Below are 23,564 nucleotides of genomic sequence, written 5' to 3'. Positions count from 1 at the left end.
ATGACTCAGAACAAGAACCTGGCAGACCTGTCCGCCGCCGGAATCTCGGTATGGCTGGACGACCTGTCGCGCGATCGCATCCGGTCGGGCAACCTCAAGGACCTCATCGACACCAAGAGCGTCGTGGGTGTCACGACCAACCCGTCGATCTTCCAGGCAGCGCTGAGCAAGGGCGACGCCTACGACGAGCAGGTCACCAAGCTGGCCGGTGAAGGTGCCGACGTCGAGACCACGATCCGCACGGTCACCACGGACGACGTCCGTGAGGCATGCGACATCCTGATGCCCCAGTACGAGGCCAGCTCGGGCGTCGACGGCCGCGTGTCCATCGAGGTCGATCCCCGCATGGCACACGACGCGGACAAGACGTACGAGCAGGCCGTCGAACTCTGGAAGATTGTCGACCGACCGAATCTTCTGATCAAGATTCCGGCGACCGAAGAAGGCATTCCCGCCATCGCCAAGGTGGTCGGCGAAGGTATCAGCGTCAACGTGACGCTGATCTTCTCCGTCGAGCGGTACGAGCTGGTGATGAACGCCTACCTCGAGGGCCTCGAGGCTGCCCGCGCTGCCGGTCACGACCTCGACAAGATTCACTCGGTGGCGTCGTTCTTCGTCTCTCGCGTCGACAGCGAGATCGATTCGCGGCTCGACGCGATCGGCACGCCGGACGCCGAGGAGCTCAAGGGCAAGGCCGCCCTGGCCAATGCCCGCCTGGCCTACGTGGCGTACCAGCAGGTCTTCGAGGTCGCACCTCGATTCCGCGAGCTCGTCGGCAGCGGTGCCCGTCCGCAACGGCCGCTTTGGGCCTCGACGGGCGTCAAGTCCGACGCCTACCCCGACACGATGTACGTCACCGAGTTGGTCTCTCCCAACACGGTGAACACCATGCCCGAGAAGACGATGGACGCGGTTGCCGATCACGGCGAGGTCGTCGGCGACACCGTTTCGGGCAAGGGACCGGAGTCGCAGGAGATCTTCGATCGCATCTCTGCGCTGGGCATCGATCTGACCGATGTCTTCCTGACGCTCGAGAACGAGGGCGTTCAGAAGTTCGAGGCGGCCTGGAACGAGTTGCTCGAGGCCACCGACGAGCAGCTCCGCCGAGCAGGTCAGAAGAGCTGACCTGTGCCCACCGCAGACACAGAAAATCTGAATCCCGCGAACTGGACGAACCCACTGCGCGATCCGCGCGACAAGCGGCTCCCCCGCATTGCGGGCCCGTGCAGCATGGTCATCTTCGGGGTGACCGGCGACCTCGCGCGTAAGAAGCTCATGCCTGCGGTGTACGACCTGGCGAACCGGGGGCTGCTGCCCCCCGGTTTCGCCCTGGTCGGTTTTGCGCGGCGGGAATGGCAGAACCAGGACTTCGCGAAGATCGTGCACGATTCCGTACGCGATCACGCGCGCACTCCCTTCAGCGAGGAGGTCTGGAACACCCTCGCGGAGGGTTTTCGGTTCGTCCAAGGCACGTTCGACGACGACGCAGCGTTCGACGAGCTGTCGCGAACGCTGACCGAACTCGACGAGACCCGTGGCACCGGGGGTAATCACGCCTTTTACCTGTCCATTCCCCCCGGCGCGTTTCCCGTGGTGCTCGAGCAACTGTCGCGTTCTGGTCTGGCTCGAGGCGACGACGGGCACTGGCGCCGGGTGGTCATCGAGAAGCCGTTCGGCCACGATCTGGAGAGCGCCAAGGAGCTCAACGCGATCGTGAACCGAGTGTTCCCCGAAGACACCGTCTTTCGGATCGACCACTACCTCGGCAAGGAGACGGTGCAGAACATTCTGGCTCTGCGCTTCGCCAATCAGCTGTTCGACCCGATCTGGAACGCGCACTACGTCGACCACGTTCAGATCACGATGGCCGAGGACATCGGATTGGGCGGTCGCGCAGGGTATTACGACGGTATCGGTGCCGCCCGTGACGTCATCCAGAACCACCTCCTGCAGCTGCTTGCCATCACTGCGATGGAGGAGCCGGTGAGCTTCAACCCCAAGGAGTTGCAGTCGGAGAAGATCAAGGTGCTCTCGGCGACCAAGCTCGCGGAGCCCCTCGATCGCACCTCCGCTCGCGGTCAGTACTCCGCAGGCTGGCAGGGCAGTCAGAAAGTGAAGGGGCTCAAGGAGGAAGAGGGATTCGACTCCGAGTCCAACACCGAGACCTACGCTGCCATCACCCTCGAGGTGGATACGCGACGCTGGGGCGGTGTGCCGTTCTATCTCCGCACCGGCAAGGCGCTCGGTCGGCGAGTCACCGAGATCGCAATGGTGTTCAAACGCGCACCGCACCTGCCGTTCGACGCCACGATGACCGAGGAGCTCGGTCAGAATGCGTTGGTCATTCGAGTACAGCCCGACGAGGGCGTGACGATGCGATTCGGCTCCAAGGTTCCCGGATCCAGCATGCAGGTACGTGACGTCTCGATGGACTTCAGTTACGGCCAGGCGTTCACCGAATCCTCGCCCGAGGCGTACGAGCGACTCATCCTCGATGTGTTGCTCGGTGAACCCTCACTGTTCCCGGTCAACGCAGAGGTCGAACTGTCGTGGAAGATTCTCGACCCGATTCTGGACTTCTGGGCCTCGGGCGGCACAGCGGAGCCGTACGAAGCCGGAACCTGGGGTCCGTCCTCGGGTGACGAGATGATGCACCGCACCGGACGCGAATGGAGAAGGCCGTGATTGTCGACATCCCCGCCACCACGACGGCCGAGGTCGGCAAGAAGTTGGTGGAGGTTCGTGAGGCAGGTGGCGCGGTGACCATCGGCCGCGTGCTGACACTGATCGTCGCCAGCCGCGATCCGGCCAAGGCCGAGCGAGCCATCGACGCGGCGAACGAGGCGAGCCGCGAGCACCCGTGCCGCGTCATCGTGCTCATCCACGGCGACCGATCGGCCGAGTCGAGCCTCGACGCGCAGATCCGCGTCGGGGGTGACGCCGGTGCCTCGGAGGTCGTGGTGCTGCGTCTGAACGGTGAACTCGCCGATCATGAACACAGTGTGGTCATTCCGTTCTTGCTGCCCGACACTCCGATCGTGGCGTGGTGGCCGGACGAGGCACCGACCGTTCCAGCCAAGGACCCGTTGGGGCGCTTGGCAATTCGACGGATCACCGATGCCACGAACTCTCCTGACACCACGGCTGCGATCAAGGGGCGGCTGAGCAGCTATACCGAGGGCGACACCGATCTCTCGTGGAGTCGCATCACGTACTGGCGTGGTCTGTTGGCCACGGCCCTGGATCAGGCACCGTACGAGGCCGTCGTCTCGGCAACGGTGTCGGGACTGGCCGAGGAGCCGGCACTCGACATTCTGGCCGGTTGGCTGGCCGCGAAACTCGACGTCCCGGTGTCTCGACGAGAAGGCGAGCTGAAAGTGGAGATGATCAGGGAGAACAGCAGCATCTCGCTGACGCGTCCGCAAACAGGGAAAACCGCAACGTTGCGGCGCACCGGCCAGCCCGACGCCGAAGTCGCACTGGCACGACGCAACACTCGAGAGTGCCTGGCCGAAGAATTGCGCCGACTCGACACGGATGAGATCTACGAATTGGCCCTGCACGGACTGTCGAAAGTGAGCTATGAGTAAGACATCGGTCCTTCAGTACCTGGACGCGCAGGCCCTGGTCGATGCCGCGCGAGCTCGATTCGTCGAGGTCGTCACGGCCGCGCAGGCCGAGCGCGGCTCGGCGTCGGTGGTGCTCACCGGCGGCGGCACCGGAATCGCGTTGTTGGAGGCACTACGCCGCGACTCCGGATCGATCGACTGGAGCAAGGTCGACATCTTCTTCGGCGACGAGCGTTTTCTGCCGTCGGGTGACTCGGAACGCAACGAGGTACAGGCCGCGCAGGCTCTGCTCGACCACGTCGACGTTCACCCGGATCGAGTCTTCAGGATGGCTGCGTCCGACGGACCACACGGGAGCGATCCCGAGGTGGCGGCCGCGACGTATGCGCAGATCCTTCATTCTCGCTCCGAGGGAGAGCCGACACCTGCATTCGACATCCACCTGTTGGGCATGGGCGGCGAGGGTCACATCAATTCGCTTTTCCCGCATACCGACGCCGTGCGTGAAGAGCATCGCTACGTCGTCGCGGTCGAGGACTCCCCCAAGCCACCGCCCGTGCGCATCACCCTGACGCTTCCCGCAGTTCGCCGTGCACAGCACGTGTGGTTGCTCGTGTCGGGAGCGAACAAAGCCGACGCCGTCGCGGCCGCGGTCGGTGGAGCCGATTCGGACGAGGTCCCGTCGGCCGGCGCGTTGGGTAGCGAATCCACGGTGTGGTTCCTCGATTCCGGCGCAGCCTCCAAGCTGGACAGCTGATACCGAACCGTTCGATCCTGCGCGACTAGTCGGACTGGACCGAGTCGGGGTCACGTCCCTGCCGTTCGTCGTCGTAGAAGCCGACATCGCAGGCATATCCAGGTTTCGAGCGACCGATCCGCCTACCGTTCGTGCGGTAGGCGGATCCGTTTCGCCACGCTTCGGTGTCGTTGCTGCACTGCGTCATACCTCGTTGGACGCGACCCGTCGCCGGTCGGTTCCGCCGACTCGATCGAGTCAGCGGAACCACTCCCCCGCTAGCCGCTGTTGCGCAGGGCTGTCGCGAGGCCGTTCATCGTCAGCAGGATTCCACGCTTGACCCGTTCCTCGTCGTCACCGTTGCGATAGCGCCGCAGCATCTCGACCTGCATCTGATTCAGCGGTTCCAGGTAGGGGAATCGGTTGTGCACCGAGCGCTCCAGCGACGGGTTGTCTTCCAATAGACGGCTGTGACCGGTGATCTTCAGGTACATTCGCACGGTTCTGGCGTGTTCGACCTCGATCATGCCGAAGATTCTCGCGCGCAGGTCGGCGTCGGGTACCAACTCGGCGTACCGCGCGGCGATGCCCAGATCCGACTTGGCCATGACCTGGGCGAGGTTCGACAGGACCGTCTGAAAGAAGGGCCACTTTCGATACAGGTCGGTGAGAGCGGCGAGCTTGGCGTCGTCGTCGCCGACCCACTCCTCGAACGCAGAACCGGTGCCGTACCAGCCGGGCAGCATGACGCGGCACTGACTCCACGACATCACCCATGGGATCGCACGCAGGTCGTACACCGAGTTGGTGGGCTTCCGTGACGCGGGCCGGGAGCCGATGTTCAATTCGCCGACCTCGGCGACCGGCGTCGAGGTGCGGAAGTACTCGACGAATCCGGGCTCCTCGTGCACCAGGCGACCGTAGGCCGCGCGAGCCTTCGCAGCCAGATCGTCCAGGATGTCGTAGGCGGCCTCCGCGCCGTCACCCAGACCCTCGACGTCGAGCAGAGTCGATTCGAGAGTGCCCGCAACCAGGGATTCGAGGTTGCGACGCGCCATGGACGGTTCGGCGTACTTCGCTGCAATGATCTCGCCCTGCTCGGTGAGCCGTAGCGATCCCTGCACCACACCGGGCGGCTGCGCAAGGATTGCGTCGTAGCTGGGACCGCCGCCGCGGCCGACCGTCCCGCCGCGACCGTGAAAGAGCCGCAGTCGAATTCCCGTCTTGCGCGAGGCCTCGAGCAGATCCAGCTCCGCGCGATACAACGCCCAGTTGGCCGCGAGATACCCGCCGTCCTTGTTCGAGTCCGAATACCCGAGCATGACTTCCTGGTTCATTCCGCGCCCGGCCACCAGCGCGCGGTAGATGGGAACGTCGAGCGTGGCGAGCAGAGTCGCTGCGCCCTGCTGAAGGTCCTCGATGGTCTCGAACAACGGCACCACACCCACCGTGGACGTCGGTGACGACCCGTCGGTGCCGGGGTCGAAGATGCCTGCCTCCTTGAGCAGCAAGGCGGCCTCGAGCATGTCACTGACCGACTGACACATGCTGATGATGTAGTTCTGGATCGTGTCGGGTCCCAGGTGGTCGATGGCTTCCTTGGCGGCTCTGACGATTCCCAATTCCTTGGTTGCGAGTTCGCTGAGCTCGGCATTGGGGCCGATCAGGGGCCGCCGAGTGGCGAGTTCCTGCGACAGCACGGAAACCCGTTCGTCCTCACCGAGAGACGAATAGTCAGGGTGTACCCCGGCCCAGGCCAGCAGCTCGGCGACCACTTCCTCGTGAGTTTCGGAGTTCTGCCGCATGTCCAGAGCCTGCAGGTGGAATCCGAAGGTCTCGACCGATTGTCTGAGTCGGAGCAAACGATCATCGGCGATCAATGCGTCGCCGTCGGCCCGCAGCGCCCGGTCGATGACGTCGAGGTCGTCCAACATGTCCTGCGGCCCGTCGTATTTCTCCGCCCCGAGGTCGATCCCGGACACCGGTACCGCGTCGAGCACCGCCTGCGCGGCGGCAGTCAACCGTGCCCGGATGCCGACGACGGCGACCCGATATGGCTCGTCCGCTCGACGATCGTCCGGTTCCGCCGATGCACCGGCCAGCGAAGCCAGCTCCTCGGTCACGTCCACCAATCTCGCGGACATCGACAGTTCCTTCTCCAGCGCCACCAGTTCGTCGAGATAGTGCTCGAAGGCGACGTAGCCCGCCTGATGCGTGGCAGTGTGCACCACCTCGGCGGTGACGTTCGGATTGCCGTCCCGGTCGCCGCCGATCCACGATCCAGGGCGAAGGATGGGGCGGGGCAGCAGATCGTCCTCGGGCCACCGCGCCCGCAGCGCCGCGCGCACGTCGGCGTTCAGGGCCGGCATGACGTCGAACAGAGAGGACTCGAAGTAGCGCAGGCCCACCTCGATCTCGTCCTGAATCCGCAAGCGCGACAACCTGATCAAGGCCGTCTCCCACAGGGTGAGCACCTGCCTGCGGATCTGTACGTCGACGAGGGCAAGTTCCTTGGTCGCGCTGGCGGCCTTGCCTTCGAGGGCCGCCGTGGCCACATCGCGCCTGCGCATCAATTCGGTGATCTTCGACTGCACGTCGAAGATGGTTCGTCGACGTGTTTCGGTGGGGTGGGCCGTGATCACCGGAGCCACCAACGCGTCGGTCAACGCCGCGGCCACCTGCTCACGCGTAGGTGCCGCTGCATCGATCTTGAGCCACGTGGCGTCGAGACTGCTGTCCTGCGGCGGATCCTCGCGATCGAGATGGATTGCGCGGCGGCGTTCACGATGCAGGTCTTCGGCGAGGTTGGCCAACAACGAGAAGTGACTGAACGCTCGAATGAGCGGAACCGCCTGCGCCACTTCCACATCGGTGTAGCGACCGACCGAATCGTCGCGCTCGATCTCGGATCGTCTCACCGCGAACGACTCGACACGCGCAGACTCGATGAGGTCGAAGACCTCGTGGCCTTCGTGTTCACGAACGATCTCGCCCAGGATGCCGCCGAGGTACCGAATGTCCTCACGAAGAGGTTCGGTCAGCTCCCTACCCTGAGCTGTCGGTGGAACGAATGCTGGGGAACCGACTGACTCGTAGGAGGATTCGCTCATCCACCCAGTATCGTCGCTTCGTCACCAACTCGCATTCGGAGCCGATATGGATCAGGTGTACTTGATCTCCAGGCCGATTCCGAGGATCGCGATGAGCCAGATCAAGCCGGTGAAGACCGTGAGGCGATCCAGGTTCTTCTCGACGACAGTGGAACCGGACAGGCTGGACTGCACACCGCCACCGAACAGACTGGACAATCCGCCGCCCTTGCCGCGATGCAGCAGGATCAGCAAGATCAGCGCCAGACTGGTGATGACCAGCAGAATATCCAGAAACAGATCCATGTCCACCTCAAACTCGATTCGATGCCTTCAGCAGCCTACCTGGCCACAAGAACGGCTTCGGACACCCCGCCGAAGCGAGGTGTCCGAAACGGTCCTACCGCTGCTGCCTGCGACCGATCAGGGCAGGGGTCCACCTGCTGCGATGGCCGACAGGGTAGCGAACTCGTCCGCCTTCAGCGACGCTCCGCCCACCAGCGCACCGTCGACATCGGGCTGGCCGACGATCTCGCCGACGTTCTTGGCGTTGACCGACCCGCCGTACAGAACTCGCACGCCCGCCGCGACCTCGTCCGAGGACAGTGACTTCAGTTCCTCGCGAATGGCTCCGCACACCTCTTGAGCGTCCGATGCCGATGCGACCCGACCGGTACCGATCGCCCACACCGGCTCGTACGCGATGACGACCTTGGCGATGTCGTCGGCCGAGAGGCCTTCGAGCGATCCGCGGAGTTGAGCCACGTTGTAGGCCACGTGCTCGCCCGCCTCACGAATGTTCAGGCCCTCGCCGATGCACACGATCGGGGTGAGCCCGTTCTTCAGGGCCGCCTTCGTCTTCGCGAGCACGACGGCGTCGTCCTCGCTGTGCAGGGTGCGGCGTTCGGAGTGACCTACCACGACGAAGGTGCAACCCAGCTTCGCGAGCATGGATCCGCTGATCTCGCCGGTGAACGCACCCTTGTCCTCGGCCGAGACGTCCTGAGCACCGAAAGTGAGCAGGAGCTTGTCGCCCTCGATCAGCGTCTGGACGCTGCGGATGTCGGTGAACGGCGGAATCACCGTGACGTCCACCTTGTCGAAGTACTTCTCGGGCAGCGAGAACGCGATCTTCTGCACCAGCGAAATGGCTTCGAGGTGGTTGAGGTTCATCTTCCAGTTGCCCGCGATGAGTGGCTTACGTGCCATGCGTCATGCCTCCAGGACGGATAGACCGGGGAGTTGCTTTCCCTCGAGGTATTCGAGAGATGCACCGCCGCCGGTGGAGATGTGCGAGAAGCCGTCGTCGGGCAGCCCGAGGGTACGAACCGCTGCCGCCGAATCGCCGCCGCCGACCACGCTGAATGCGCCCTTGCCAGTTGCTCCGATGATTGCTTCCGCGATGCCCTTGGTACCGGCCGAGAACTTGTCGAACTCGAAGACGCCGGCAGGCCCGTTCCAGAAGATCGTCTTCGCGTTGGACAGCACGACGGCGAAGCGACTGACCGAGTCGGGTCCGATGTCCAGACCCATCCACCCGTCGGGAATCTCCGAGGCCTTGACGGTCTTCGACTCCGCGTCCGCTGCGAACTTGTCTCCGACGACGATGTCGACCGGAAGGTGAATCACGTCGCCGAATCGCTCGAGCAGGTCTTTGCAGACCCCGATCTGATCCTCCTGCAACAGCGAGTTTCCGACCGAATAACCCTGTGCTGCAAGGAATGTGAACGCCATTCCGCCGCCGATGACGAGGGTGTCCACCTTGGGAGCCAACGCCTCGATGACGCCGAGTTTGTCCGAGACCTTGGAGCCACCGAGCACCACCGCGTACGGACGAGCCGCTTCCTCGGTGAGCTTGGCCAACACCTCGACCTCGGCCGCGACGAGCGTCCCCGCGTAATGCGGAAGCAGCTGAGCCACGTCGTACACCGAGGCCTGCTTACGGTGCACGACGCCGAACCCGTCGGATACGAATGCCGCGTCGTCGCCGGCGAGCGCAACGAGTTCACGGGCCAGCGCAGCCCGCTCCGACTCGTCCTTGCTGGTCTCGCGCGGATCGAAGCGAATGTTCTCGAGCAGCAGCACGTCTCCGTCGGTCAGGCCCTCGGCCCGAGCCTCGGCGTCCTGACCGACGACATCGCCGGCCAGCTGAACGTGGCGTCCGAGCAACTCACCGAGCTTGGCCGCGACCGGAGCCAGACTGTACTTCGCGTCGGGCTTGCCGTCCGGACGCCCGAGGTGGGCGGTGACGATGACCTTGGCACCGGCCTCGACCAACGCTCGAAGCGTCGGGATCGACGCCTGAATGCGGCCCGGATCGGTGATCGTGCCGTCCTCGAGCGGGACGTTGAAGTCCGATCGCACGAGGACGCCACGGCCTTCGACACCGGCATCGAGCAGATCTTGCAGTGTCTTGACAGCCATCGGTGTCAGAGGGACTTGCCGACGAGACCGATGAGGTCGGCGAGGCGGTTGGAGTAGCCCCACTCGTTGTCGTACCAGGAGACGATCTTGACCTGGTCGTCGATGACCTTCGTCAGCGGCGCATCGAAGATCGACGAGTGCGGGTCGGTGACGATGTCCGAGGACACGATGGGATCGGTGTTGTACTTGAGGATGCCCTTGAGGGGGCCCTCCGCGGCAGCCTTCATGGCGGCGTTGATGTCGTCGGCGCTGGCCTTCTTCTTCAGCAGTGCCGTCAGGTCGGTGACCGAGCCCGTGGGGATCGGTACCCGCAGTGCATAGCCGTCGAGCTTGCCGAGCAGCTGCGGGAGAACCAGGCCGATGGCCTTGGCTGCACCGGTGCCGGTGGGGACGACGTTCAGCGCGGCGGCGCGGGCGCGACGCAGGTCGCTGTGCGGGCCGTCCTGCAGGTTCTGGTCCTGCGTGTACGCGTGAATGGTCGTCATCAGGCCCGAGACGATGCCGAACTCGTCGTCGAGAACCTTGGCGATGGGGCCGAGGCAGTTGGTGGTGCACGACGCGTTGGAGATGATGTTCTGGCTACCGTCGTACTTGTCGTCGTTGACGCCCATCACGATGGTGATGTCCTCGCCCTTGGCGGGCGCGGAGATGATGACCTTCTTGGCACCGGCGTCGATGTGACCCTGGGCCTTCGCAGCGTCGGTGAAGATGCCGGTGGATTCGACGACGACGTCGACGCCCAGGTCACCCCACGGAAGTGCGGACGGGCCCTCGCGCAGCGACAGCGCCTTGATCTTCTGGCCTCCGACGACGATGGTGTCTTCACCCTCGAGCGAGACGTCGTGCGGCAAGCGGCCCAGGATCGAGTCGTACTTGAGCAGGTGTGCGAGCGATGCGTTGTCGGTCAGGTCGTTGACAGCAACGATTTCGATGTCGGTGGTACCGAGCGCCTTCTGCGCGTCGACAGCCCTGAAGAAGTTACGCCCGATGCGGCCGAAGCCGTTGACGCCTACCCGGATCGTCACTGTTCGCTCCTAAAAGTTGTGAAAACAGATGTCTTGTCGTGCCTGCATGCGGGGTGCCACACGCGGTTACTACCCTAGTGTGCGCTCCGGCAGAGCGCGCGCATCACCTGTCGAGGCGCTCTACGCCTCGTCGAGCAGCTCGGCGGTGACCGCCGACTCGGTGTCGGGGACTCCGGTTTCCTTGGCTTTCCGATCGGCCATGGACAGCAGGCGCCGGATCCGACCGGCCACCGCATCCTTGGTCATGGGGGGATCGGCCAACTGCCCGAGCTCTTCCAACGAGGCCTGGCGATGCTGCACCCGGAGCGAGCCGGCGGCAGCGAGATGATCCGGGACGTCCTCACCGAGGATGTTCAGGGCTCGCTCGACCCGGGCTGCGGCGGCGACGGCCGCTCGAGCCGAGCGACGGAGGTTGGCGTCGTCGAAATTGGCGAGTCGGTTGGCCGTGGCTCGCACCTCGCGCCGCATTCGACGTTCCTCCCACACGAGCCTGGTGTCCTGGGCACCCATACGGGTGAGCAGCGCACCGATCGCCTCGCCGTCACGTACGACCACGCGATCGGTCCCCCGCACCTCGCGGGCCTTGGCGGCGACTCCGAGTCGGCGGGCGGCTCCGACGAGCGCGAGCGCTGCTTCCGGTCCCGGGCAGCTGATCTCGAGCGCCGAGGATCGGCCCGGCTCGGTGAGCGAGCCGTGTGCGAGGAACGCCCCGCGCCATGCGGCCTCGGAGTCCCCCACCGTGCCGCCGACCACCTGTGCGGGCAGTCCTCGTACAGGGCGCCCGCGAAGATCCAGCAACCCGGTCTGGCGAGCCAGGGCCTCGCCGTCCTTGGCCACCCGGACCACGTAGCGCGAGGTCTTGCGCAGCCCGCCGGCACTGAGCATGTGCACGTCGGAGGAGTAGCCGTACAACTCGAAGATCTCACGACGCAGCCGCCGTGCGATCGATCCGAGATCCACCTCGGCCTCGACCACGACTCGGCCGGCCACGATGTGCAATCCACCGGCGAATCGCAGGAGCGCGGACACCTCGGCCTTGCGGCAACTGACCTGACTGACGGTGAGCCTGCTCAGCTCGTCCTTGACCTCCGCTGTCATGGCCACGAAGTGATCCCCTCTCTGCGCGCGGCACTCGGTGCAGTGCCGCCGGTGGGCGTCACGATGGAGCCGAGAGCTGCAGCAAGCTTTCCGTAATGATGTGCGTGAGTGCCGTTTTCGGCAACGTCGACGTAAACGACCTCGGCACCGAGCCGGGCCGCTGCCCGCGCTACGTGCTCGCGGTTACTGCCCTCCGGGACCGAGGCGGAATCGACCAACACGTAGTCGATTCCCAAATCAGGTGCGTGTTGGGAGAGTACGTGGACATGGCGCTCGGCGGAGAATCCGGTGGTCTCCCCCAGCTCGGGTGCCAGATTCAGCACCAGCACTTTCGGTGCCGACACGCGAGCCAGGGCGGCGAGCTGATCCGGCACCAGAACGTGTGGAATGACACTCGAGAACCAGGAGCCGGGACCGAGCACCACCAGGTCGGCCTCCTCGATCGCCGCCAGGGCATCCGCCGAGGCAGGCGGGTCCGGCGGCAGCAGCCGCACGCGTCGAACCTTGCCCGGGGTGGTCGCCACCGCTACCTGTCCGCGAATGACGCGGCTGACGCGGGGGTCGTCCTCGAGGCCCGAGACGTCCGCTTCGATGTCGAGTGCGATGGGCGACATCGGCAGCACTCGGCCGTCGATCCCGAGCATCCGCACCATCTCGTCGAGCGCAGCCACAGGATCTCCCAGTACCTCCGTGAGTCCGGCGAGGATGAGGTTGCCCACCGAGTGTCCGGCCAACGCACCGGTGCCGCCGAACCGGTGCTGCAGGACATCGGTCCACAGCTGCGTCCGCTCGTCGGTGCGCGCCAGAGCAGCGAGCGCCATGCGCAGATCCCCGGGTGGAATGACGCCGAGCTCGGCGCGCAGTCGGCCCGACGATCCTCCGTCGTCGGCAACCGTGACGATGGCCGTGACGTCGTGGCCGATCAGCCTGGCTGCGGACAAGGTGGCATACAGGCCGTGACCGCCTCCGAGGGCGACGATCTTCGGACCGGATTTCGACACTTCGGTACCGGCCTCGCTCATTCGCGACCCAGATCGCGGTGCAGCACGCGCACGGACACGTCTCCCTGCTCGGCGAGAAGTGCAGCCAGGGCCTCCGCCATCGCGACGCTGCGATGCTTCCCTCCGGTGCAGCCCACGGCCACCGTCATGTACCTCTTGCCTTCTCGCACGTATCCCTCGATCGTCACATTCAGCAGGTGTCTGTACGTCTGCAGATAGTCGCCGGCTCCGTCCTGCCCCAGGACGTAATCGCGTACGTCGGAGTCCTGGCCCGTGTGCTCACGGAGCTCGGGCACCCAATGTGGATTGGGCAGGAAGCGGACGTCGCAGACCAGATCGGCGTCCATCGGCAGGCCGTACTTGAAGCCGAACGACTGAACGGTGACGCCGACCCCGCTGGTGTCCGTGTCACCGAACACCGTCTCGATCTTGCGTCGCAGCTGGTGTACCGACAGCGACGTGGTGTCCACCGTCAGATCGGCCGCAGCCTTGACCTGGGCCAACCGCACGCGTTCCGCAGTGATCCCCTCTGTGAGGGTTCCGTCCTGACCGTCGTTCTGCAATGGGTGGCTGCGGCGATTGGACTCGAACCTGCGAACGAGCACGGCGTCGGATGCGTCCAGGAACAGCACTCGGTTGCGTACACCCTTGGAGTCGAGTTCCTTGACCACCCAGCCCAGATCCCCGGTGAACAGCCGGCTTCGGACATCCATCACCAGCGCGAGCCGCTCGATTCGGGGCTTCGACTCGAGTCCGAGATCGACCATCTTGGAGATGAGCTCGGGCGGGAGGTTGTCGGCGACGTACCAGCCGAGGTCCTCGAGGATCTTGGCTGCGGTGCGCAGCCCGGCGCCGGAGACGCCGGTGACCAACGCCACCTCGATCTCGTCGTGCGTCGGCTCCTCCTCGGAAGACGGCTCGAGATGCTCGTCGGATGGCGGATGTCTCTGTGCCTGGTGTTCGCTCACTACGAAGCCTGTCCCGCCGATTCCACACGCGGCACGATCGCATGTTCCGTCGTGTTCTCGCCCGATGTCGTTGCAGTTGCGTTGTCATCATCGCCTACATCGGCGTCGTCCGCGTCCGAACCGAGCGCCGCCAGCACCGACTTCGCGGTGGTCTCACCGATTCCGGGCACCTCGACGATCTCCGCGACCGTCGCACGCTTGAGATTGGCGACCGAACCGAAGTGTGCGACCAGGGCCGTTCGCCGCGATTCTCCGAGACCACGAACCGAATCGAGTGCCGAGGCCGTCATACGACGAGACCGCTTGCTGCGGTGGAACGTGATCGCGAAACGGTGTGCCTCGTCGCGCACTCGCTGCAGCAGATACAGGGACTCGCTCGTGCGCGGCAGAATCACCGGATCGTCCTCGCCCGGCACCCACACCTCCTCGAGCCGCTTGGCGAGACCGACCACCGCCACATCGGTCACGCCCAGTTCGTCCAGCACGGCCGCAGCCGCGGCCACCTGAGGGGCACCGCCGTCCACGACGAACAGGTTCGGTGGGTAGGCGAACTTTCGTGGCCTTCCGGTCTGGGGATCGAGCGCGGCCTCCGGAGCCAGATCACCTCCGCTTGCCTCCGTCGACCCATCGGCCGAGTGTCGGAGGAATCGACGCCGAGTCACCTCGGCGATGCTCGCGACGTCATCGGAATGGCCGTCTCCGGCCGCTTCCTTGATGGCGTAGTGGCGGTAGTCGCTCTTGCGGGGCAGTCCGTCCTCGAAGACGACGAGAGATGCCACCACATCTGTTCCCTGCACGTGCGAGATATCGATGCACTCGATGCGCAGCGGTGCCGAATCCAGATCGAGAGCCTCTTGAATACCCTGCAGCGCAGCCGATCTCGACGTGAAATCGCCCGCTCTCTTCAGCTTGTGTTGCTGCAGGGCTTCTTTGGCGTTGCGCTCGACGGTCTCGGCCAACGCCTTCTTGTCGCCGCGCTGGGGCACGCGCAGGGTCACGTTGGATCCCCGAAGTTCACTGAGCCAGGTCTGAACCTCGTCGGCGTTCTCCGGTAGCACCGGCACCAGCACTTCGCGTGGGACCGCATTGGAACCACCGTCGTCGCCGCCCGGTGCTTGCGCGGTCAGCGCGGCCTGCTCACCGTAGAACTGTGTGAGAAACTGCTCGACCAGTGCGGGCAGATCGGCGTCGTCCTGCCGCTCGATCACTTCGCCCGCCTTCTCGACCACCCAGCCGCGTTGACCGCGCACCCTACCCCCGCGAACGTGGAACACCTGAACTGCTGCTTCGAGGGCGTCCGTGGCGAATGCGACGAGGTCGGCGTCGGTACCGTCGCCGAGTACCACCGCCTGCTTCTCCAGTGCTCGACGCAGCGCGCCCACATCGTCCCGCAGGCGCGCGGCGGTCTCGAAGTCCAAGTCCTCCGATGCCGCCTGCATCTTCTTCTCGAGCTGCCGAACGAGCTTGTCGGTCTTGCCGGCAAGGAAGTCGCAGAAGTCCTCGACGGTGCGGCGGTGCTCCTCTGCGCTGACCCGGCCCACGCACGGTGCCGAACACTTGTCGATGTACCCCAGCAGGCACGGCCTGCCGATCTGATTGTGCCGCTTGAACACCCCGGTGGAGCACGTGCGCGCGGGGAACACTCGAAGCAGCAGATCCAGCGTCTCGCGAATGGCCCACGCATGCGCGTACGGGCCGAAGTAGCGGACACCTTTGCGGCGTGGTCCGCGGTAGACGAACAGGCGTGGGTACTCTTCGTTCATCGTCACCGCGAGCATCGGATAGCTCTTGTCGTCGCGGTAACGGACGTTGAACCGCGGATCGAATTCCTTGATCCAGTTGTACTCGAGCTGGAGTGCCTCTACCTCGGTGGTGACGACCGTCCACTCGACCGACGCCGCGGTGGTGACCATCTGACGGGTGCGAGGGTGCAGCGACGCGACGTCGGCGAAGTAGGAATTGAGCCGACTGCGCAGGCTCTTGGCTTTGCCCACATAGACGACACGACCATGGGGATCTCGAAATTTGTACACGCCCGGTTCCACCGGGATGGTTCCGGTGGCCGGACGGTAGGTAGCGGGGTCGGACACGACAACCACGTTAGCCGTCGGGTCCGACGTTCTCCGCATCCGCAGCTCAGCTGTGGTGCGGGCCCGGCCACGTCAGTCCTGATCCACCGCGATGTCCGGAACGGACGTGGCGGGAGTGTATTTCCGCTCGAGTGTTCGGAACTTTCGGACTGCGGCGACTGCGTGCTCACGATCGTTCGACTGGATGGCCATCACGTTGATGAACTCGTCGTCGGGGATGTCCACGCGGGCCCACATCGCCCCGTCGGGGAAGGACAGCCCGCGCACCAGATCCCACTCGATCAGCCGCTCCGAGAGCAGGTTTCGGACCGCGACACCCGACGGCCCGACGCGGATCCGCGGGCGAGTCAGCGTCAGCGCCAAGCCTGCGAGCAACACTCCGATTCCTGCCATCGCCAGTTGGTCTGCGGTCCGGAAGTACACCCCGGTCGGTGACACGCGAAGCAGGATTGCGACGGTCGAATGCGCCACGACGAGCAACACTGCCGCCGCGATGGCATAGCGAGCAGACTTGCGCGACTTCACTTCCATGTCCCAGACGGGCGTCGCTTCACTCATGTGAATTCCTGGTTCGTCCACGGCTGGCGCAGATGCTTGAGAGTCAGGGCCGTATCGATAGCGGCCGCGACGGCCTGCGCGCCCTTGTCCTCGAACGAACCGGGCAGGCCGGCACGATCGAGGGCCTGCTGCTCGTCGTTGGTGGTGAGCACTCCGTTGGTGACCGGAGTGCCCTCGTCCAACGACACTCTCGTCAAACCGGCCGTGACGGCGTCGCACACGTACTCGAAGTGCGGCGTGCCGCCTCGGATGACGACGCCCAGTGCGACGACGGCATCGTGGTTGCGGGCGAGTTCCTGCGCGACGACGGGCAGTTCGATGGCACCCGCGACACGGATGACCGTGATTTCCTGCACTCCCGCCGACTCTGCTTTGCGCATCGCTCCGGCGAGCAGCGCCTCGGAGATCGTCCGATGCCACTGGCCGGCCACGATCGCCAGCTTCAGGTCGCCGGCCCCCGCCAGCTGGAGGGTGGGTTCGCCGTCGCCGCTCATGGGGTGACTCCGTCGGTTCGACCGTTCTCGAAGTCGTCGAGACCGGTGAGGTCGTGCCCCATGCGGTCGCGCTTGGTGCGCAGGTACGTCAGGTTCTCGGCGTTCGCGCGCAACGGCATCGGTACTCGCTCGGTGACGTGCAGACCGTATCCGTCGAGTCCGACTCGTTTGGCCGGGTTGTTGGTGAGCAGACGCATCGACGACACCCCGAGGTCGACGAGAATCTGCGCTCCGATTCCGTAGTCGCGAGAGTCTGCGGGAAGGCCGAGTTGCAGGTTGGCGTCGACGGTGTCCGAGCCGGCGTCCTGGAGCTGGTATGCCTGCAGTTTGTGCAGCAGTCCGATTCCGCGGCCCTCGTGTCCGCGCATGTACAGCACGATTCCGCGGTCCTCGGCGGCGACCATTTCGAGGGCCGCGTCCAGTTGCGGTCCGCAGTCACAGCGCAGCGATCCGAAGACGTCCCCGGTGAGGCATTCGGAGTGCACGCGCACGAGGACGTCGTTGCCGTCCCCGTCCGGCCCGGCGATGTCGCCGCGCACGAGCGCAACGTGCTCGACCTCGTCGTAGATGCTCTGGTAGCCGACGGCACGGAAAGTGCCGTGGCTGGTGGGGATTCGGGCGTCGGCCACACGAAGAACGTGCTTCTCGTGCTTGCGTCGCCACGCGATCAGGTCTGCGATCGAGATGAGGGCAAGGTTGTGCTCGTCGGCGAACACGCGCAGCTCGTCGGTCTGCGCCATCGCTCCCTCGTCTTTTTGGCTGACGATTTCGCAGATGACGCCGGCGGGACGGAGATCGGCCATGCGGGCCAGATCCACTGCGGCTTCGGTGTGGCCGGGACGCCGCAGTACGCCGCCCTCTTTGGCGCGTAGCGGCACGACGTGGCCGGGGCGGGTGAAGTCGTTGGCACCGGTGTCCGGGTCGGCGAGCAGTCGCATCGTTGCCGCTCGATCGGAGGCCGAGATTCCGGTTCCGATGCCTTCGCGGGCGTCCACGGTGACCGTGTACGCAGTTCCGTGCTTGTCCTGATTGGTGGCGAACATCGGCGGCAGGCCGAGTCGGTCGCAATCCTCGCCGGACAACGGCACACAGAGATAGCCGGAGGTGTAGCGCACCATGAAGGCGACCAGTTCCGGGGTGGCCTTCTCGGCGGCGAAGATCAGATCGCCCTCGTTCTCGCGATCCTCGTCGTCCACGACCACCACTGCTTTGCCCGCAGCGATGTCCGCAACTGCGCGCTCGATACTGTCGAACCTGGTCACGAAAGTGCGCTCCATAGGTCTCGGGCCTGGCTCAGCGCCCTGGAAATGTCTCCGATGCACCGTTGTGTGGGTGCACTTCAACAGTACTTACTGTGCGTCGATCGCCTGCAGCCGCTCCACGTACTTGGCGATGACGTCGACTTCGAGGTTGACCGGCGTTCCCACCTCGGCCGTGCCGAGCGTGGTCAGGTCCAACGTGGTGGGGATGAGCGAGATCTCGAACCAGTGCCCGCCGTCGTCGACTCCCAGCCCGGACACGGTGAGCGAGACACCGTCGACGGTGATGGATCCCTTCTCGACGACGTAGCGCGCAACCGACGTGGGCATGGTGATGCGCACGACGGTCCAGTTCTCGGACGGTGATCGGCCGGCCACGGTTCCGGTGCCGTCGACGTGGCCTTGGACGAGGTGGCCGCCGAGCCTGCTGCCGAGGGCAGCTGCGCGTTCGAGGTTGACACGACTGCCGACCTCGAGGGCACCGAGGCTGGAGCGATTCAAGGTCTCCTGCATGACGTCGGCGGTGAAACCGCCGTCGGGAAGTACTTCCACGACGGTCAGGCACACTCCGTTGACCGCGATGGAATCGCCGTGGCCGGCATCGGAGGTCACCACCGGGCCCCGGACGGTGAAGCGAGCGGCGTCGGGCAGTTCGTCCTTGGCCACGATCTCGCCGAGCTCTTCGACAATTCCGGTGAACATCTACTTCGCTCCTTCGGGCACGACACTCAGAAGGATGTCGTTGCCGATCATGGTCACTGTCTCCGTGCGGAACCGAATTGCGTCGGCAATTGTTCCGATTCCCGCATTCTCCACCGCAGCGGGGCCGGTGCCCAACACTGCGGGCGCGATGTACGCCACGACTCGGTCCACCAAGCCGGCGGCGAGAAACGCGCCGGCCAGTGTGGGGCCACCTTCGATCTGGATGTCGGTGTGTTCGCCGAGCGCGTCGATCACCGCCGCGGGATCGTGTGTGTCCAGAAACACCGTCGGTGCCTCCGAACCGCGGATCGCGGCGGTCGTCGGTATCGGCCTGGACCCGACGACGACCCGAACCGGCTGATGCGATGCCAGGGTGCCGTCGGGGCGACGGGCTGTCAGGCGTGGATCGTCGGCCAGCACAGTGCCGGTTCCGACGACGATGGCGTCCAGCTTGGCCCGCTCGAGGTGCACGTGTGCGCGAGCCTGGGGGCCGGTGATCCACTGGCTCGTTCCGTCGGCCGCGGCGCTGCGTCCGTCGAGTGTCGCGGCGTACTTCCAGGTGACGTGTGGGCGTCCGGTGCGCTGCTTATGCAGCCACGCTCGCAGCGGACCCTGCTGCACCTGGCGTGCCCCGATGCCCTGTTCGACGCGCACGCCGGCGGTGCGCAGCGCCTGCGCGCCTCCGGACGCCAGCGGGTTCGGATCGGCCACCGCGTACACCACCGAGGCGATCCCGGCCGCGACGAGGGCTTGCGAGCAGGGACCGGTACGGCCCGTGTGGTTGCACGGCTCGAGGGTCACCACCGCGGTGCCGCCGCGCGCACGTTCGCCGGCCTCGGTGAGTGCGACGATCTCGGCGTGCGGGCCGCCGGGTGGACGCGTGGAGCCGGTGCCCACGACGACGCCGCTCGAATCGAGGATCACGGCACCCACCGCGGGGTTGGGGCTGCTCGTACCCCGGGCGGCTTCGGACGCCTCGACCGCGAGGGCCATCGCCTCGACGAACGTCGCGGACGGGCCCGGGGCGTCGGTCACGACAGGTGGTGGGATGCGCGGGCGGCCCGGCCGCGGAGGTCACGCACTGCGGCGGCAGGATCGGCGGTGTTGTACACGGCGGAACCGGCGACGAAGCAATCGATACCGGCTTCGGCCGCCTGCTCGATGGTGTCGGAGTTGATTCCGCCGTCGATCTCGACCACCAATCGTAGATCGCCGGAATCGACAAGTGCTCGAACAGCTTTGGCCTTGGACAGTACCTCGGGCATGAACGACTGCCCGCCGAAACCGGGCTCCACACTCATCACCAGCAGAGTGTCGAAATCACGCAGAATTTCGAGGTACGGCTCGATGGGCGTGCCCGGCTTCACCGACAGACCGGCTTTCGCGCCGGCGGCCCTGATATCGCGCGCCACGGCGGCGGGGTCGTCGGTGGCCTCGGCATGGAACGTGACGTTGTATGCCCCGGCCTCGGCGTAGGGCGGAGCCCAGCGAGCAGGATCCTCGATCATCAAGTGACAGTCGAGCGGGATGGTCGTCGCTTTCAGCAGACTCTCCACCACCGGTAGTCCGAGGGTGAGGTTGGGAACGAAGTGTGCGTCCATGACGTCGACGTGGAGCCAATCGGCCCCCGCGACGGCATCTGCTTCGGCGGCGAGGCGCGCGAAATCGGCGGACAGAATCGAGGGAGCGATCATCGGGGAAACCACGATCGATGAGCCTAGTCGAGCAGGTATCGTGCCGACATGGCCACCATGGACTCAGCGAACTCCATCCTCGCCGAATTCCCGGACATCGTCGAGAGCGTTCGTTACGGGCACTCGGCGTGGGGCGTCGGCAAAAACGTGTTCGCGTGGGTTCGGCCGTTCAGCAAGGCGGACCTGAAGCGATTCGGCGACGAGACCCCGCCCAGCGGACCGATCCTCGCCGTTCGGACGGCAGACCTGAACGACAAGGAAGCCATCCTCGCTGCGCACCCGCGCTCGTGTTTCACGATCCCGCACTTCGACGATTTCTCCGCCGTGCTGATCGACGTCGACAACGCCGAGGACGACGAACTGCGGGAACTACTCGTCGACGGATGGCTGGTGTACGCCCCGAAGGACGTGGCCGAGGCGTTCCTCGCCGAGCATTGAGTGATCACATCGGTTTGCGCAGCGCCGCCATGAACATCGCGTCCGTGCCGTGCCGATGGGGCCACAGCTGCACCGAGGTGCCGTCGCCCAGGTGGGGAACGCCCGGCACCAGCGCACGGGTATCGAGCTGCTCGACGCCGTGACGGCGAACGGCGTCGGCGACCACGGCCGTCGTTTCCGACAGATGCGGCGAGCACGTCGAGTACAGCACCACTCCGCCGGGCCGAACGAGATCTATTGCCGCCGCCAGCAGTTCCTTCTGCAAGGTGACCAATGCCGCCACGTCGGACGGTTGACGACGCCACCGCGCCTCGGGGCGACGACGCAGTGCCCCGAGTCCGGTGCACGGTGCGTCGACGAGCACGCGGTCGTAGCCCGCCTCGAGGCCTGACTCTCGGCCGTCGACGATGTGCACCGTCACCGGTAGGTCCTTGGTGGTCTTGGATACGAGGTCGGCGCGGTGGGGGGTCGGCTCGACGGCGTCGACCCGAGCGCCGTCGATCTCCGCGAGGGCGCCGAGCAGCGCGGCCTTGCCGCCGGGGCCGGCGCACAGGTCCAACCAGCGGCCACCGTCGTCGCCGAGCAAGGGTGCCAACGTCAGCGCGCGGCCGACGAGCTGACTGCCCTCGTCCTGAACTCCGGCCAGGCCGTCCCGGACGGCATCGAGCTTGCCTGGGTCACCGCCGTCGAGGTGCACCGCGTAGGGCGAATACGGGCCTTCCTCTCCCCCGGTGATGAGGGCAAGTTCTTCGGCGGAAATCTCCCCCGGTCGTGCGACCAGGTGCACGGAGGGACGGGCATCGTCCGCTTCGAGTACCGCGGCCAGTTCGCCGGCATCTGCACCGAGCGCATCGGCGAATGCTTGCGCTATCCACTTCGGATGGGCGTACTCGAACGCCAGGTGCCCCACTGGATCCGCGGCGGTGGCGGGTGCCAGCTCCTCCACCCATTGGTCCGCGGATCGCTCGGACACGCGGCGCAGCACGGCATTGACGAAACCTGCCTTGCCGGAACCGAATTCGGAACGGGCGAGGTCCACCGACGTGGCGACCGCTGCGTGCGGGGCAACCCGGGTGCGCAGCAGTTGATAGGACCCGAGCCGCAGAATGTCGAGCAGTGGCCCGTCAATCTCTGCGGCAGGACGCCCGGCAGCGTGCGCGATCACGGCATCGAGCACGCCCCGAGCGCGTGATGCGCCGTAGGCGAGTTCGGTGGCCAGAGCGGCATCACGCGAATCCAACTTGCGCTCGCGAAGCAACCCGGGCAGCACCAGGTTCGCGTAGGCATCGCGCTCCCGAACCGCTTTGAGAACGTCTCTGGCCGCACGCCTCGCCGGATCGATCGCATCGACCGAGCGTGGCCCGCCGCCCGGTGGCGGCCGGTTGCCTTTGGGGCCACGTGCCCCGGGAGACTTCTTGACGTATTTTCGGGGCGGGCTGGACTCGCGCTTGCGGGGCCTGTCGGGCTCTGTCATCGTGCCACCGCCGTATCGTCCAGCCGAGCGCCGCGCGCCCAGTCGAGTGCCCTCATGACCTTCTTGCCCTGAGGTTGAATATCGCCGAGAACCACTGCGGCGGTTCCGGTTCCGATGTGCACACCGCTCTTGCGGACCTCGATCGATCCCGGCTCCAACGTCTCGGGCGACAGCTGTACCGGAGCGATCTTGACGCGGAGATCGCCGATGGTCGTCCACGCTCCCGGTGCCGGCGTGACGGACCTGATGTGCCGGTCGACGAACGCCGCGGATCGAGTCCAGTCGATGCGCGCGGCATCGACGGTCACTTTGCTCGCGTAGGAGACACCGTCCTCGGATTGCGGGTGTGCCGCCGCGGTTCCGTCCTCGATGGCGTCCAATGTCGCGGAGAGCAAGTGAGCTCCGCTCGAGGCCAGACGTCCGAGCAGATCACCGGTGGTGTCGGAATCGCGAATTCGCTCGGTCGTCACGCCGAGCACCGGCCCCGTGTCCATGCCGACGTCGAGGAGGAATGTCGATGCGCCTGTGACGTCGTCGCCTGCGGCGATAGCGGCTTGTACCGGTGCCGCGCCCCGCCACGCGGGTAACAGTGAGAAATGCAGGTTGATCCAGCCGAAGCGAGGTACGTCGAGTACCTGCTGGGGCAGCAATGCGCCGTATGCGACGACCGGGCATACGTCGGGCGCGAGTTCGGTCAGCTGCGCCACGAAATCCGGATCCGACGGCTTCGCGGGCGTGAACACCGGAATGCCGTGCTCGTCTGCCAGCAGCCCGACCGGCGAGCGTACGGTCTTGCGTCCACGGCCGGCGGCGGCGTCGGGCCGCGTGACCACGGCAATCACCTCGTGCCGCTCGGACTCCACCAGTCGCGCGAGTGACGGGACCGCGGGTTCCGGTGTTCCGGCGAAGACGACGCGCACTGAGGCAACTCCCTGGGATGGACGA

At 65.7% G+C, this 23,564-nt stretch carries 22 protein-coding genes; 5 read left to right on the top strand and 17 right to left on the bottom strand.

What is annotated here, in order from left to right:
• The 4 genes from tal to pgl are packed head-to-tail and all read left to right on the top strand — an operon-like array spanning nucleotide 1 to nucleotide 4,326.
• Nucleotides 1–1,125, top strand: coding sequence for a transaldolase (gene tal, locus ACFI9K_RS13760; protein ID WP_462663995.1), 1,125 nt, complete (start codon nucleotides 1–3; stop codon nucleotides 1,123–1,125).
• A 3-nt stretch (nucleotides 1,126–1,128) separates the two neighbouring features.
• A complete protein-coding gene (gene zwf, locus ACFI9K_RS13755; RefSeq protein WP_222094845.1) occupies nucleotides 1,129–2,685 on the top strand; it encodes a glucose-6-phosphate dehydrogenase in 1,557 nt (518 codons plus the stop codon).
• Nucleotides 2,682–3,590, top strand: a complete 909-nt coding sequence (opcA, locus tag ACFI9K_RS13750) for a glucose-6-phosphate dehydrogenase assembly protein OpcA (RefSeq protein ID WP_462663994.1) — start codon at nucleotides 2,682–2,684, stop codon at nucleotides 3,588–3,590. Before zwf ends, opcA begins: the two co-directional genes overlap by 4 nt.
• Entirely contained in the window at nucleotides 3,583–4,326 is a 744-nt protein-coding gene (pgl, locus tag ACFI9K_RS13745; RefSeq protein WP_462663993.1) for a 6-phosphogluconolactonase, read from the top strand. Before opcA ends, pgl begins: the two co-directional genes overlap by 8 nt.
• 257 nt (nucleotides 4,327–4,583) lie before the next feature.
• Here pgl and ppc read toward each other — a convergent pair whose 3' ends face one another.
• The 15 genes from ppc to rpe form a co-directional block, all read right to left on the bottom strand.
• Nucleotides 4,584–7,415, bottom strand: a complete 2,832-nt coding sequence (gene ppc, locus ACFI9K_RS13740) for a phosphoenolpyruvate carboxylase (protein WP_462663992.1) — start codon at nucleotides 7,413–7,415, stop codon at nucleotides 4,584–4,586.
• Nucleotides 7,416–7,466: 51 nt separating this feature from the next.
• Complete coding sequence (gene secG / locus ACFI9K_RS13735) at nucleotides 7,467–7,700, bottom strand: preprotein translocase subunit SecG (RefSeq protein ID WP_027497008.1); 234 nt, start codon at nucleotides 7,698–7,700, stop codon at nucleotides 7,467–7,469.
• Nucleotides 7,701–7,817: 117 nt separating this feature from the next.
• Entirely contained in the window at nucleotides 7,818–8,603 is a 786-nt protein-coding gene (tpiA, locus tag ACFI9K_RS13730) for a triose-phosphate isomerase (protein ID WP_462663991.1), read from the bottom strand.
• A gap of 3 nt (nucleotides 8,604–8,606) precedes the next feature.
• On the bottom strand, nucleotides 8,607–9,818 hold the full coding sequence (locus ACFI9K_RS13725) for a phosphoglycerate kinase (protein WP_222094850.1): 1,212 nt from the start codon (nucleotides 9,816–9,818) through the stop codon (nucleotides 8,607–8,609).
• Between the two features lie 5 nt (nucleotides 9,819–9,823).
• The gene (gap, locus tag ACFI9K_RS13720) at nucleotides 9,824–10,843 is read right to left on the bottom strand and encodes a type I glyceraldehyde-3-phosphate dehydrogenase (protein ID WP_032365753.1); all 1,020 of its coding nucleotides are present in this window, start codon (nucleotides 10,841–10,843) and stop codon (nucleotides 9,824–9,826) included.
• Nucleotides 10,844–10,963: 120 nt separating this feature from the next.
• The gene (gene whiA / locus ACFI9K_RS13715) at nucleotides 10,964–11,947 is read right to left on the bottom strand and encodes a DNA-binding protein WhiA (protein WP_462663990.1); all 984 of its coding nucleotides are present in this window, start codon (nucleotides 11,945–11,947) and stop codon (nucleotides 10,964–10,966) included.
• On the bottom strand, nucleotides 11,938–12,963 hold the full coding sequence (locus ACFI9K_RS13710) for a gluconeogenesis factor YvcK family protein (RefSeq protein WP_462663989.1): 1,026 nt from the start codon (nucleotides 12,961–12,963) through the stop codon (nucleotides 11,938–11,940). Before ACFI9K_RS13710 ends, whiA begins: the two co-directional genes overlap by 10 nt.
• Complete coding sequence (rapZ, locus tag ACFI9K_RS13705; RefSeq protein ID WP_462664073.1) at nucleotides 12,960–13,826, bottom strand: RNase adapter RapZ; 867 nt, start codon at nucleotides 13,824–13,826, stop codon at nucleotides 12,960–12,962. The genes ACFI9K_RS13710 and rapZ overlap by 4 nt, the downstream gene beginning before the upstream one ends.
• 83 nt (nucleotides 13,827–13,909) lie before the next feature.
• Complete coding sequence (gene uvrC, locus ACFI9K_RS13700; RefSeq protein ID WP_462663988.1) at nucleotides 13,910–16,039, bottom strand: excinuclease ABC subunit UvrC; 2,130 nt, start codon at nucleotides 16,037–16,039, stop codon at nucleotides 13,910–13,912.
• Between the two features lie 33 nt (nucleotides 16,040–16,072).
• Nucleotides 16,073–16,558, bottom strand: coding sequence for a PH domain-containing protein (locus ACFI9K_RS13695; RefSeq protein WP_462663987.1), 486 nt, complete (start codon nucleotides 16,556–16,558; stop codon nucleotides 16,073–16,075).
• A complete protein-coding gene (gene ribH, locus ACFI9K_RS13690) occupies nucleotides 16,555–17,052 on the bottom strand; it encodes a 6,7-dimethyl-8-ribityllumazine synthase (protein ID WP_462663986.1) in 498 nt (165 codons plus the stop codon). The genes ACFI9K_RS13695 and ribH overlap by 4 nt, the downstream gene beginning before the upstream one ends.
• Complete coding sequence (locus tag ACFI9K_RS13685; protein WP_462663985.1) at nucleotides 17,049–18,314, bottom strand: bifunctional 3,4-dihydroxy-2-butanone-4-phosphate synthase/GTP cyclohydrolase II; 1,266 nt, start codon at nucleotides 18,312–18,314, stop codon at nucleotides 17,049–17,051. Before ACFI9K_RS13685 ends, ribH begins: the two co-directional genes overlap by 4 nt.
• Nucleotides 18,315–18,401: 87 nt before the next feature.
• On the bottom strand, nucleotides 18,402–19,013 hold the full coding sequence (locus ACFI9K_RS13680; RefSeq protein WP_462663984.1) for a riboflavin synthase: 612 nt from the start codon (nucleotides 19,011–19,013) through the stop codon (nucleotides 18,402–18,404).
• Nucleotides 19,014–20,006 carry a bifunctional diaminohydroxyphosphoribosylaminopyrimidine deaminase/5-amino-6-(5-phosphoribosylamino)uracil reductase RibD gene (gene ribD, locus ACFI9K_RS13675; protein ID WP_462664072.1) on the bottom strand — a complete coding sequence of 331 codons (993 nt, stop codon included), beginning with the start codon at nucleotides 20,004–20,006 and terminating at the stop codon, nucleotides 19,014–19,016.
• A gap of 38 nt (nucleotides 20,007–20,044) precedes the next feature.
• Entirely contained in the window at nucleotides 20,045–20,719 is a 675-nt protein-coding gene (gene rpe / locus ACFI9K_RS13670) for a ribulose-phosphate 3-epimerase (protein ID WP_222094856.1), read from the bottom strand.
• A 36-nt stretch (nucleotides 20,720–20,755) separates the two neighbouring features.
• Here rpe and ACFI9K_RS13665 point away from each other — a divergent pair, with 36 nt between their 5' ends.
• Complete coding sequence (locus ACFI9K_RS13665; RefSeq protein WP_462663983.1) at nucleotides 20,756–21,145, top strand: hypothetical protein; 390 nt, start codon at nucleotides 20,756–20,758, stop codon at nucleotides 21,143–21,145.
• A 4-nt stretch (nucleotides 21,146–21,149) separates the two neighbouring features.
• Here the strand turns inward: ACFI9K_RS13665 and ACFI9K_RS13660 are convergent, their stop codons facing one another.
• Nucleotides 21,150–22,619 carry an RsmB/NOP family class I SAM-dependent RNA methyltransferase gene (locus tag ACFI9K_RS13660; RefSeq protein ID WP_462663982.1) on the bottom strand — a complete coding sequence of 490 codons (1,470 nt, stop codon included), beginning with the start codon at nucleotides 22,617–22,619 and terminating at the stop codon, nucleotides 21,150–21,152.
• The gene (gene fmt / locus ACFI9K_RS13655; RefSeq protein ID WP_462663981.1) at nucleotides 22,616–23,539 is read right to left on the bottom strand and encodes a methionyl-tRNA formyltransferase; all 924 of its coding nucleotides are present in this window, start codon (nucleotides 23,537–23,539) and stop codon (nucleotides 22,616–22,618) included. Before fmt ends, ACFI9K_RS13660 begins: the two co-directional genes overlap by 4 nt.
• Between the last annotated feature and the right edge of the window lie 25 nt (nucleotides 23,540–23,564).

The sequence above is a fragment of the Rhodococcus sp. PSi06 genome, assembly GCF_054960675.1.
This window is presented reverse-complemented; position numbering and strand designations above follow the sequence as displayed.